General features: G+C 68.1%; 9 protein-coding genes. 1 reads left to right on the top strand and 8 read right to left on the bottom strand.

Features of this window, described 5'->3' with window-relative positions; genetic code table 11:
* Positions 1–660 precede the first annotated feature (660 nt).
* The 6 genes from AC1DJ5_RS07475 to AC1DJ5_RS07450 form a co-directional block, all read right to left on the bottom strand.
* On the bottom strand, positions 661–2,106 hold the full coding sequence (locus tag AC1DJ5_RS07475) for an ABC transporter permease (protein WP_441455440.1): 1,446 nt from the start codon (positions 2,104–2,106) through the stop codon (positions 661–663).
* The gene (locus tag AC1DJ5_RS07470) at positions 2,103–3,083 is read right to left on the bottom strand and encodes an ABC transporter ATP-binding protein (protein ID WP_441455439.1); all 981 of its coding nucleotides are present in this window, start codon (positions 3,081–3,083) and stop codon (positions 2,103–2,105) included. Before AC1DJ5_RS07470 ends, AC1DJ5_RS07475 begins: the two co-directional genes overlap by 4 nt.
* Positions 3,084–3,196: 113 nt before the next feature.
* Complete coding sequence (locus AC1DJ5_RS07465; protein ID WP_441455438.1) at positions 3,197–3,826, bottom strand: M23 family metallopeptidase; 630 nt, start codon at positions 3,824–3,826, stop codon at positions 3,197–3,199.
* Between the two features lie 238 nt (positions 3,827–4,064).
* A complete protein-coding gene (locus AC1DJ5_RS07460; RefSeq protein ID WP_477020168.1) occupies positions 4,065–5,873 on the bottom strand; it encodes an autotransporter domain-containing protein in 1,809 nt (602 codons plus the stop codon).
* A gap of 97 nt (positions 5,874–5,970) precedes the next feature.
* Positions 5,971–7,860: a phosphoglycerate dehydrogenase gene (gene serA, locus AC1DJ5_RS07455; RefSeq protein WP_477020167.1), complete on the bottom strand. Its 1,890-nt coding sequence runs from the start codon at positions 7,858–7,860 to the stop codon at positions 5,971–5,973.
* A gap of 85 nt (positions 7,861–7,945) precedes the next feature.
* Positions 7,946–8,485: a hypothetical protein gene (locus tag AC1DJ5_RS07450; RefSeq protein WP_477020175.1), complete on the bottom strand. Its 540-nt coding sequence runs from the start codon at positions 8,483–8,485 to the stop codon at positions 7,946–7,948.
* 192 nt (positions 8,486–8,677) lie between these two features.
* Here AC1DJ5_RS07450 and AC1DJ5_RS07445 point away from each other — a divergent pair, with 192 nt between their 5' ends.
* The gene (locus AC1DJ5_RS07445) at positions 8,678–9,604 is read left to right on the top strand and encodes an Hsp33 family molecular chaperone (RefSeq protein ID WP_477020166.1); all 927 of its coding nucleotides are present in this window, start codon (positions 8,678–8,680) and stop codon (positions 9,602–9,604) included.
* Between the two features lie 201 nt (positions 9,605–9,805).
* Here AC1DJ5_RS07445 and phoB read toward each other — a convergent pair whose 3' ends face one another.
* Together phoB and phoU are read right to left on the bottom strand one after the other, a co-directional pair.
* Positions 9,806–10,495 (bottom strand): phosphate regulon transcriptional regulator PhoB, encoded by a 690-nt coding sequence (gene phoB / locus AC1DJ5_RS07440; RefSeq protein ID WP_114817985.1) that lies wholly within the window; start codon positions 10,493–10,495, stop codon positions 9,806–9,808.
* A 40-nt stretch (positions 10,496–10,535) separates the two neighbouring features.
* Positions 10,536–11,285 carry a phosphate signaling complex protein PhoU gene (phoU, locus tag AC1DJ5_RS07435; RefSeq protein ID WP_441455434.1) on the bottom strand — a complete coding sequence of 250 codons (750 nt, stop codon included), beginning with the start codon at positions 11,283–11,285 and terminating at the stop codon, positions 10,536–10,538.
* Positions 11,286–11,288: the final 3 nt, after the last annotated feature.

Raw genomic sequence — 11,288 nt, 5'->3', positions numbered from 1 at the left:
CGTCGCTAGGCCCCAGCGGCGTCATGAATGGAGTGTGGTCTATCGCCCTTCGGGCTACTTGAGACCACGATAGGAAGAAGCGCGTTCGCGCCTGCTTCGTCTCTCACTCCTGAACCGCCCGCCTGATCCGTCGCCGCCTTCCGCTGGGTCCTCCCTTGACCGGCGCGCGCGACGGAGGACGAACAGTCCGACAAGACCCCCGTTCTCTCCGCTCCCGCCGCCGCTTCGGTTCGCCGGCCGAGCGAGCCCTCCCTTGCGACGAGACAGGGAAAGCATGGCGCAGGTTGGGGGTGAGGCGAGGTGATGGGGGCGGATGAGGCGTAATCCCGCCGGTTTTCAAGGATTGGAGGGCCTGATTGTGAAGGCCGTCTCTTTTCTCCGCTCATCCCGGCGGACGCCGGGATCCAGTGAGTACTCCGCCCGCGGCGTTTGCAGCCAAAGGGCTGGACCCCGGCGTCCGCCGGGGTGAGCGGGAGAATGGGAGCGTCGAGTGGCCGAGCGGAGCGAGGTCGGATGAGGGGTTGCGCGACAGCGGATGAAGCAAGGGGGTTTTGAGCGCGGCGAGACCCCTCATCCGTCAGCCCCCGATCAAGTCGAGGGCTGCCACCTTCTCCCGCAAGGGGAGAAGGAAGATCAGCCCCCCCCTTCTCCCGAGAGACCTCAGTGTCCGCCGCGCACGGCGCCGAGGAAACTCTTCCAGTTCAGCTTCACGTCCGACAGAGCGCCGGCGCGGAAGGCCCGACCGGCCACCCAGACCATCAGGGCCGCGAACAGGAACATGCCGATCAGGGCGCCGATGATCTCGATCAGCGGCGGGCCGCTGGGCGCGCGGGCGGCCATGACGAAGGGGGTGAAGGGCGGAATCAGGCTCATCACCTTGACCACCGTCGCGTCGGGCGTGCGGATCGCCATCTGCATGACCAGCAGCGGCGCCACCAGAACCATCATGATCGGCCCCATGAGGGTCTGGGCGTCGCGCGGCGTCTCGCAGAAGGCGCCGATGGCCGCGAACAGCACCGCGTACATCAGATAGCCCCCGACCATGAACAGCAGGAAATAGATCAGCAGGCCGTTGCTCATCAGCACCGAGCCGATGTCGCGCGCCATATCGGGCGCCGCCGCCACCAGAGCCACGCCGCCCAGAGCGCCCCAGGCGAGCAGCACGGTCAGCGTCAGCAGGGCCACGCCCAGCACCTTGCCCGCCAGGATCTCGGTCGCCGAGGCCGAGGACAGCAGGACTTCCAGGATCTTGTTGGCCTTCTCCTCCATCACGCTGTTCAGCAGGATGGAGGCCCCGGTGATGATCAGCGACCACAGGATGAAGCCGACCGCCAGGCCGACCACGGTCGGCAGCTTGTCGCGGAACGAGACCTCGCCGCCCGAGGCCGCCTTGGGCGAGAAGACCGACAGATCAGGACGGAAGCGATCCGTCTGAACGACGACGGCGGGGTCGATGCCGCTGGCGGCGAAGACCTGACGGCGGTTGGCGTCCTTCAGGGCGTCGCGGACAGCGTCCTCGACGGCGTTGTCGGTAGCGCGGGCAGTCCAGACGCGGGCGCCGGGCTGGCCGTTGGCCTCGGTCAGGAAGACGACGGCGCTCAGCTTTTGCCCCTCGGGCGCGTCGTCGGTCAGATAGCGCCGGGCCAGGGCGTCGCGAGCCTGGCCCGGCGCTGCGGCGACGATTTCGGCGGGCGGCGCGACCAGGGTCAGGCTGCGTTTCGGCGTCTCAAAGGCGGCCCCGGCGCGCGGCGCCTCGCGCTTCAGCGCGGCGATCCCGGCGGCGAAGCCCTCGGTCTCCGCGACTTGGCGCACCCGGTCGCCGCCCGCTACGCCGGCCTCGGGAATGGCGGCCATGCGCAGGGCGCTGATGTCGCCGCGCGTCTGTTCGGTCTCCAGCGACTGACGCACGGCGGCGGCCAGGCCGGACCCGGCCGGCGCCTCGTCCACCAGGGCCACCTGGCGCACCGGCTCGGCGTGGCTCATCAGGATGGGGATGACCCCGCCCAGCGCCCCGAACAGCGGGAAGGCCAGCAGCGACAGCCAGAAACCGACCGTCTTGGCGTAGGCCATGAACTCTCGGCGGGCGATCAGAAGGGTGCGGTTCATCGGGCGGCCTCCGCCTTGGGCGCATCGCGCGCCGCGTCTCTGGCGACGCTCTGGTCCTGGTCGGGGTGGTCGCCGGTCAGGGCGATGAAGGCGTCGTGCAGGGTCGGCTCCTTGATCTGGAACCGACGCACGTCCAGCCCGGTCAGGAAGGCCGACTTCAGAGCCTCCTGTCCGCCCGCCCCCTGCGCCAGACCGGCGCGGAGCGTGCGCGCGCCGTCGTAGTCGTTCAGCACCTCGACGCCGGACACGCCCGGCAAGGCCGCGACGGCCGCCGGGTCCAGCGCGCCTTCCAGTTCGAGGAAGCGCGGCGAGGTCGCCCTCGCCTCGTCCACCGTGCCCTCGAACGCCTTCTTACCGCGCGCCAGCAGCACGACCTTGTCGCACAGCCGCTCGGCGTGCTGCATGACGTGGGTGGAAAACAGGACGGTCGCGCCGTCGGCGGCCAGGGCGCGGATCATGGCCTCCAGTCCCTGCTGGTTCATCGGGTCGAGGCCGGAGAAGGGCTCGTCCAGGATCACGAACTCGGGCCGATGCACGACCGAGGCGATCAACTGGACCTTTTGAGCCATCCCCTTGGACAACTCCTTCATCTTCTTCTTCTGGGCGTCGCCGAGCCCCATCTGCTCCAGCATCTCGCGGGCGCGCCTGCGGCCCTCAGCGACGGGCAGGCCCTTCAGCCCGCCGAGGAAGGCGATGGCGTCCACGGGGGTCATCTTCTTGTAGAGGCCGCGCTCTTCCGGGAGGAAGCCGATCCGGTCGCGGACCTTGCGCCCGTCGTCAGCGCCGAGGATCTCGATCCGGCCGGACGTGGCCGGCTGAAGCCCCAGGATCATGCGCAGGGTCGAGGTCTTGCCCGCGCCGTTGGGGCCGAGGAAGCCGCAGATCGTGCCCTTCTCGACCTGGAAGCTCAGGTCGGAAACCGCCTGGAAGCCGCCGTATCTCTTGCTGATTCCGTCCAGCGTCAGCGCTGCCGCCATGCCGTTCCCCCTTTAACCGTCAGGAGAGAGCCTAGCGGCCCGCCGCCGTCTATGGAAAGGGCGTTTTACATTACGGATTAGTCATTATTGACGAAGCCTGATGACCGCAAGCCTCAGCTCGCGGGGGCGTCGACCTTCACGTCGAAGCTCTCACCCATGACCTTGGTCGGGTTCACCTGACCGCCGTTGCGGCGCATCTCGAAATGCAGGTGCGGGCCGGTGGAATAGCCGGTCGAGCCGACCAGGCCGATGCGCTCGCCCGTGGCGACCGACTGGCCCGTGTGCACGTCGATCCGGCTCAGGTGGCCATAGACGCTGCTCATCCCGTTCGGGTGCTTCACCTCGATGAAATTGCCGTAGCCGCCGGCCTGGAAGCCGGCGCGGACCACCCGTCCCTCCGCCGTCGAATAGACGCTGGTGCCCTTGGGCGCGGCGATGTCCACACCCTTGTGGGCGCGCGCCTTGGCTTCGATCGCCAGCTTGCGCAGGCCGAAAACCGAGTTGACGCGATAGCCCTTCACCGGAGCCTCGAAGGCGACCTTGCGCATCACCGGCCCGGCCGGCTGGGCCACGGCCTTGACCGGCGGCGCGGCGGGAACGGACAGGTCTTCGAGCTTGTCCGGGGCGGGGTTGGCGCCGTTCAACGGCGCGGCGGCCATGGCGAGAACGGCGGCGCCGGCCAGCATGGTGGCCTGGCCGACATGAAGGGCGAACGGCCTGATGGCCGAGGGTACCAAACGCATACTAAAACTACAGCTCCTGGCGCTCATCGAGCGGGAGGGGCCGACATGTTCACGCGAAATAGGCAGCGCGGGTGGCGAAAAACTCAGTCGCCGACGGCCGGGGTTGACCGCCTTTTGCCATCACACCGGGACTCCAATGGGGCGCTGCGGGGGCGACACGAGGTCGCACCGATGGAACCGGAACGAAAGAAGCCGCGCGACAGTCGCCGCGCGGCCCCGGTCCCTGCCGTCGAACGGCCTACAGCGGCAGGGTCAATTGCACACCGCCCATATGGCTTGTGGCCCGATCGCCGAAGCGGCCCTGGTAGCCGATGCTGACCTTCAGCCGCTCCATCACCACGCCCTCGATGCCCGCCGAGGCCAGGAACTGACTGCCGAACGGCAGTTCAGCCTCGCGCGCCAGAATCTGCGCCGGATTGCCGGCGATGCCGATGCGCACGGCGTCGCTGTCGTCGCTCAGGCTGTCGCGATAGCCGCCCTCGGCGAAGAAGTGGAAGCGGTCGATCCCGCCCTCGGCGCGCAGGGCGATCTCGGCCGTCGTCGCCTGAACCGTGCGGTCCTGATAGGCGTACTGGGCCGCGACGCCCTGTTCGACAAAGCCGTCCACGTCGCTGTTGATCCAGGCCACGGCGGCGCGCGGTGACAGGGCGATTCCCCCCATGTCGAACCACATCCCGCCCTGCAGCCGCGCCCCCGTGCTGACGCCCCGGCTCGAGCCAGTGTGGACGATCGGCGCCAGCGAGGTCCGGCGCGAGATGTCGTGGAAATCGTCCTGGGCCACGCCCGCCGCCGCATTGACGAACAGGGTGCCCGCGCGCCAGCCGCCGTAGAGGTCGAGACCGAACGTATCCAGATCGACCTTCATCGCCCCGGCGTCCACGTCGGCGTTGCGATAGCTTCCCGCCAAGCCGAACCGCATCGTCTCCGTGCCCGACTCCAGCGCGATCCGCACGCCGTAGCCGGTCGAGGTCGCCGCGCTGATCGGGCCGCGCGCATCGGTCTTGGTCCGGTCGGCCAACGCCCCCACCGAGATCGAAGTCCCCGCCGTCCAGGCGTCGCGCCCCGACAGGCTGGCGGTCGAGCCGTCCATGGCGTCCTCGCGGTGCCGCCAGGCCGTCTCGCCCAGCACGGCGCTCTGCGCGCCGAGGTCGCCGTAGTAGAGGTAGTCGTTGGCCAGACGCGCGATCAACCTGTGACCCGCCGCCGTGGGGTGGACCCCGTCCCAGAACAGGTAGCTGTCGGGATTGGCGCAAACGCTGGTCCCGGTGAAACACATGTCCCTGGCGTTGGTCAGACCGAAACGATCAGGGCTCGCCGACAGGGTGTCGCTGATCTTGTAGAGATCCATCAGGATGATGTTGGTGTTGGGCTGGCCCGCCGCCGTGGCCATCAAGCCCGTCAGCAGCGCGCCGTTGAAGGTCGTGCCAGCGTAATCGGCCAGGGGCGCGGCGGCCGCCGAGGCCCCCTGATTGAACTGCGGCGTCGTGCCCAGTCGCGGCAGGTTGGTCACCAGTATCGTGCCCGCCCCGGCGGACGCCACGCTGTTGACGATGAAATTGATGTCGGCCGCCGCGCTCAGTGAGACCGGCGTGATACTGCCTGTCGGGTTGGCCGAGACGGCCGCCGACGGAATGGCCTGCAGGAGGTTGTTGGCGCCCCCCAGGATGCTGACCAGGTCGCCGCGGCCGAATTTGCCGCCCCCGCCCGTATAGGCCAGCAGTTGATTGCGCATCCCGGGCGGCGACGCCTGGCTGTCCGTCCGCGCGCCGCCGAAGGCGTAGTTGACGCTGCCGGTCACGGGCGCGCCGGCGGTGTAGCGTCCGGCGTTGAAGCCCAACAGCTCCGTGAACACCGGTCCGTTGGAGAAACGACCTTGATAGTAGGGCGCCGGCGGCTGCCCCGACAGGGCGAACAGATTGCCGTTGTCCGACAGGCTGTCGCCGAACACGACCAGTCGATTGTAGCTCTGGGCGCCGGCGGCGCCTGCAGCCGAGGCAGCAGCCAGAGTCAGGGCGGCCAGAGCCGCTCCACGGAGAAGACGAGACATCGATTCCCTCCCTCGACCGTCAGTGCGCGGTCGCTATTCGGCAGTCTGCGCCGCTTTTCAGCCGGCGCAAGATGCCGCTAGGGAAACTGAACGATGTTCAGTGAAGCATGCGAAACCGAAGTGTGCCCGGCAGGTCACGCAGAATCTTCAGCACCTCGGGATCATAGTCCCGGTCCACGTCGGTGATGACATAGCCGGTCCGCTCGTCCGTCTTCAGATGCTGACCCAGGATGTTGAGGCCCGCCGCCGACAGAGCGCGGTTCAATTCGGCCAGAACGCCCGGCTGGTTCTTGTGGATGTGCAGCAGGCGGTGGGCGCGCGACACCTCGGCCAACTGCACGTTCGGCAGGTTGACGCAGAAGGTCGTATCGCCCCGGTTCAGATAACCCAGCAGCCGCTCGGCCGCGAACTCGGCGATGGCTTCCTGCGCCTCCTCGGTCGAGCCGCCGATGTGGGGGGTCAGGATGACGTTCTTCAGGCCGCGCAGGGGGCTGTCGAAGGGATCGGCGTTGGTGCGCGGTTCCTCGGGGAAGACATCGACCGCCGCCCCCGCGATGCGGCCCGACTTCAGCGCCTCGGCCAGGGCGTCGACGTCGACGACGTGTCCACGCGACAGGTTCAGGAACAGGGCGCCGGGTTTCATTTTGGCGAACTGGGCCGCCCCGATGACGTCGGCGTTGTCCTTGCGCCCGTCGACGTGCAGGCTGACCACGTCGGCCTCGGCCAGCAGGGCGTCCAGCGAGCGCATCCGCCGGGCGTTGCCCAAGGCTAGACGTTCGGACAGGTCGTGGAAGATGACCCTCATCCCCAGGCCCTCGGCCAGAACCGACAGCTGCGAGCCGATGGCGCCATAGCCGACAATGCCCAGGGTCTTGCCGCGCAGCTCGCGCGATCCGGTGGCGGACTTGTTCCACTGGCCCCGGTGCATGGCCGCCGACTTGTCGGCCACGTCGCGCATCAGGACGATGGTCAGGCCGATGGCCAGTTCGACCACCGAGCGGGTGTTGGAATAGGGAGCGTTGAACACGGCCACGCCATGCGCCGCCGCGGCGTCCAGATCGATCTGGTTGGTGCCGATGCAGAAGGCGGCGATGGCCAGCAGCCGGTCGGCGTGTTCGAGCACGCGTGCGCTGACATTGGTCTTGGAGCGGATGCCCAGGACATGCACGCCCTTGATCGCTTCGATCAGGTCATTCTCGTCCAGCGCGCCCTTCATGGTCTCGACGGAATAGCCCGCCTCCTCCAGCCGTTCGACGGCGGCGGGATGGATGTTTTCCAGCAGCAGCATACGGATGCGGTTGCGCGGATAGGACCAGCGGCCCGACACGCCCTCGGCGAACAGGACCTCGTCTAGCGAGGCGGCGACCGCGTCGGCGACCGCGATGACCTTGGCCCGGCTGACGACTTCGGTGAAGGCGTAGAAGCGGTCGGCGGCGCCGGCCAGCTTGACCTCGGCGTCGGTCCAGCCGTCGCCGACCATGACCACGGGTCCGGTCAGGTTCAGCGCCTTGATGACCTCAGGCTTGCCGTTGTCGCGCGACAGGGGGTTGGCGTCGTCCACGCCCGTGACCCGGCCGTCGGCGTCATAGATCAGGTCGTTGCACAGCACATGATCGGCGGCGACGCCCAGCCGCGCGGCCAGCGGCGCGATCACCTCGCGGAAGCCGCCCGACAGGATATAGACCCGCTCGGCATGACGTTCGAAGAAGTCCACGTTGCGCCGCACCGAGGCGCTGGCCTCGTCGAGAATCCGATCGCTCAAGGTCTCGATATGGCTGCGAGTCAGCGACAGCAGGTCCAGACGGCGGCGCAGGGCCGTGCCGAAATCCACCTGTCCCGACATGGCCTGATCGGTCAGGGCCGCGATCTCGGCCTTCTTGGCCGCCGCATCGGGCGCATCGGAGAGGACGATGTCGGCGAGCGCTTCAAGCGTTTCGATACGCACCAGGGTGGAGTCGAAGTCGAAGATGAAGACGGGCGAAGTCATGCGTGGGACCTAGCCGAGCTTCGCACTTGCAGCAATGAAAAGGGGCGCAGAAGCGCCCCTTTCCGCACGAATATTCCAGCAAGGGTCAGAATTTGCCGAAGCCGCGCGATCCATCGCACTTGCGCCGGCTTTCCAGGGCGGCCGCGCCGATGGCGGCGGCGATGGTAGCCACCGCCAGCAAGGCGCCGCCCTCCTTCGCATGGTCGCGAGCGAAGTCGCCGGCGTCCTCGGCATAGCGCCGAGCCTGTTTGGCGTAGCGTTTCATCGGCTTGCGAGAGTTCTTGCGCGAGCGATGGCGCCAGTGTTCGGCCTGGGCCCGGGCGTCATGGCGGAAACGGCCGGCGCGCTCGCCAGCGTAGTCGCCCAGTTCGGCGGCGCGATGGCCCAGACCGTCCGCGCCGTGCCGCACGCCGCGCGCGATATCGTCAAACCGGTGGCGCAGGGCCTCGGCGTCGAACCAGCCGCGCGGATCGGCCCTTTGGCGCAGTCGCTCATAGCGGGTCGGGCCGCTGCGCTGATTCAGCAGCAGGGCGGCGATGCCCACGCCCGCCAGCACGGCGACCACGCCGGCGGTGATCCCGGGGTGTCTGCGGACCTCGTCCACGGCGTTGAACTGTCGAACCATGGGCAATCAAACCTCTTCTTGTCGAAACACTGTCGTCAGGACAGGAGCGAACCGGGCCGAAAGAGGTTCCGCCACAAACGGCCAAGCTGCAAGGCGGGCGACGCCTGTTCCCCGCCGCCTCTTACCAAGAGGGGGCCGCCTCCCTATGTTGCGCCGCTTCCGAACAGTTTCGCCTTTTCCAGGATCTTCGCCGTGACCGATCACGCGCCCGCCGCACAGCCGACCCCCGTCTCGACCGACGACTTCGCCGCCGCCTTCCAGATCGAAGGCTGGCCCGTGCGCGGCCGCCTGGTGCGGCTGGGCGAGGCGGTGAACAAGATTCTGTCGGCCCACGCCTATCCCGAGCCCGTCGCCGCCCTGCTGGGCGAGGCCTGCGTCCTGGCCGCCATCGTCGGCTCGGCGCTGAAGTTCGAAGGCCGCCTGATCGTCCAGGCCCAGGGCGACGGCCCGGTGCGCTATGTCGTGGCCGATTACGGCACCGACGGCGCCCTGCGGGGCTTCTGCCGCTTCGATCCCGAAGAGGTGGCCCAGGCGTCGGAAGGCTTCGTCCGTCCCGGCGCGCAGACCCTGTTGGGCCAGGGCGTCTTCATCATGACCATCGACCGGGGCGAGGATTTCGAACGCACCCAGGGCATCACCCCGATCGAGGGTGAAAGCCTGTCGTTGTGCGCCGAGCATTATTTCACCCAGTCCGAACAGGTGCCGACCAAGGTGCGCCTGGCCGTGGGCGAGGTGACGACCGAGGCCGGCACGTCGTGGCGCGCCGGCGGGGCCATGATCCAGGTCATCGCCGGCGACGAGGCGCGCGGTTCGACCGAGGAGGTGTGGGAGCGCACCCGCGCCCTGTTCAACACCCTGGGCGACGATGAACTGATCGACCCGACCATCAGCGGCGAGACCCTGCTGTATCGTCTGTTCCACGAGGACGGCGTGCGGCTGGAAGGCGCGCAAGCCCTGGCCGCCGTCTGCCGTTGCTCCAAGGAGCGGCTCGTCACGGTGATGCAGTCCTTCCCGCCGGAAGACCGCGCCGACATGGTCGAGGACGACGGCATGATCCACGCGACGTGCGAGTACTGCTCAACCGTCTACAAGATCGACCCGCAAGAGATCGCGGGCTGACAAAAACCCTTCTCCCCTCGAGGGAGAAGGTGTCGTGCGAAGCATGACGGATGAGGGGGCGGGCGGATCAGGCCGGACGGTCGGCCAACGTCGAGCACGCTGAAACCTCCCCCTCATCCGAGCGCCTCCGGCGCCCACCTTCTCCCGCAAGGGGAGAAGGAAAACTTGAAGGGGCGCTAACGCCTACCGGCTGCTTGAGCGCTAGCTGTTCAGGTCCAGCGAATAGCCGGCCGAGCGCACGGTGCGGATCGGGTTGACCGTGCCCTCGACGTTCAGGGCCTTGCGCAGGCGGCCGACGTGGACGTCCACGGTGCGCGCCTCGACATAGACGTCCGAGCCCCAGACGGCGTCCAGCAGTTGTTCGCGGCTGAAGACCCGGCCCGGGTGCTTCATCAGGTGATCCAGCAGGCGGAACTCGGTCGGGCCGAGGTGGACCTCCTTGCCCGCGCGGCGGACGCGGTGGGCGACGCGGTCGATGACGATGTCGGCGTGGTTGATGCGGTCGTCGGCCAGGCCCGGACGGATGCGGCGCAGGACGGCGCGGATGCGCGCGGTCAGCTCAGTCATCGAGAAGGGCTTGGTCATATAGTCGTCGGCGCCGGTGTCGAGGCCGCGCACGCGGTCCGATTCCTCGCCGCGCGCCGTCAGCATGATGATCGGCAGGTTGCGGGTCTCGGCCCGGCCGCGCAGACGACGGCAGACCTCGATGCCCGACAGCTTGGGCAGCATCCAGTCCAGCAGCACCAGGTCAGGCAGGCGCTCGTCGACCTGAAGCAGCCCCTCCTCCCCGTCCGCCGCCACGGTGACGTCATAGCCTTCCTTCTCCAGATTGTACTGGAGCAGGGTGGCCAGGGCGTCCTCGTCTTCCATCACCAGAATATAGGGTTGCACGTCAGGCTCTCCGGTCGGTCGAAGTCGTCAGCGATAGGGGTCAGTCGGCCGTCGGAAGGGACGGCGGCGTCGAAATATGCGGCGTCGGCGATGGGTCCTCGCCGGGAGCGGGCACGGCCTTGGGCCGCTCGCCCAGCATTTCCTCACCGGTGATCTCATAGTGGACCGTCTCGGCGATATTGGTCGCGTGGTCGCCGATCCGCTCCAGGTTCTTGGCCATGAACAGCAGATGGGTGCAGGCCGTGATCGTGCGCGCATCGCCCATCATGTAGGTCAGCAGCTCGCGGAACAGGGCGTTGTAGTGCTCGTCCACCTCGTCATCGGTGCTCCACACCGACAGGGCGCGCTCCAGCTCCGAGGCCGTATAGGCGTCCAGAACGTCGCGCAGACGGGTCGAGACCAGACGGCCCATCCGCTCGATCGAACGGGTCAGCACCTGCATCGGCTCGCCTTCGGCCAGGATCAGCGCGCGCTTGGCGATGTTCTTGGCCAGATCGCCCGTACGCTCCAGATCGGTGGCCAGTTTCATGGCCCCCAGGGTGCGGCGCAGGTCGGAGGCCACCGGCTGACGCAGGGCGATCAGGCGGATCGACTTCTTCTCGATGTCGCGGTGCAGGGCGTCCAGGCGGGCGTCCCGCTCGATCACCGCCTTGGCCAGGGCCACGTCTCGGCGGGCGACGGATTCGATGGCGTCGGCCACCTGCGCCTCGGCCAGACCGCCCATGCGGACGACCTCGGCCGTCAGCTGGTTCAGTTCGTCGCCGTAAGCCTTGACCGTGTGCTGGTTCATGCT

Source organism: Brevundimonas sp. 01N35, from assembly GCF_056399785.1.
Note: the sequence above shows the minus strand (reverse complement) of the source record. Positions and strands in the feature narration are given on the sequence as shown.

What these genes read in the sequence shown, in the direction of transcription:
- AC1DJ5_RS07450 (WP_477020175.1), bottom strand. Translation starts at nt 8,485, where the DNA reads ATGGTTCGACAGTTCAACGCCGTGGACGAGGTCCGCAGACACCCCGGG.
- AC1DJ5_RS07475 (WP_441455440.1), bottom strand. Translation starts at nt 2,106, where the DNA reads ATGAACCGCACCCTTCTGATCGCCCGCCGAGAGTTCATGGCCTACGCC.
- phoU (WP_441455434.1), bottom strand. Translation starts at nt 11,285, where the DNA reads ATGAACCAGCACACGGTCAAGGCTTACGGCGACGAACTGAACCAGCTG.
- AC1DJ5_RS07465 (WP_441455438.1), bottom strand. Translation starts at nt 3,826, where the DNA reads ATGCGTTTGGTACCCTCGGCCATCAGGCCGTTCGCCCTTCATGTCGGC.
- AC1DJ5_RS07470 (WP_441455439.1), bottom strand. Translation starts at nt 3,083, where the DNA reads ATGGCGGCAGCGCTGACGCTGGACGGAATCAGCAAGAGATACGGCGGC.
- AC1DJ5_RS07460 (WP_477020168.1), bottom strand. Translation starts at nt 5,873, where the DNA reads ATGTCTCGTCTTCTCCGTGGAGCGGCTCTGGCCGCCCTGACTCTGGCT.
- serA (WP_477020167.1), bottom strand. Translation starts at nt 7,860, where the DNA reads ATGACTTCGCCCGTCTTCATCTTCGACTTCGACTCCACCCTGGTGCGT.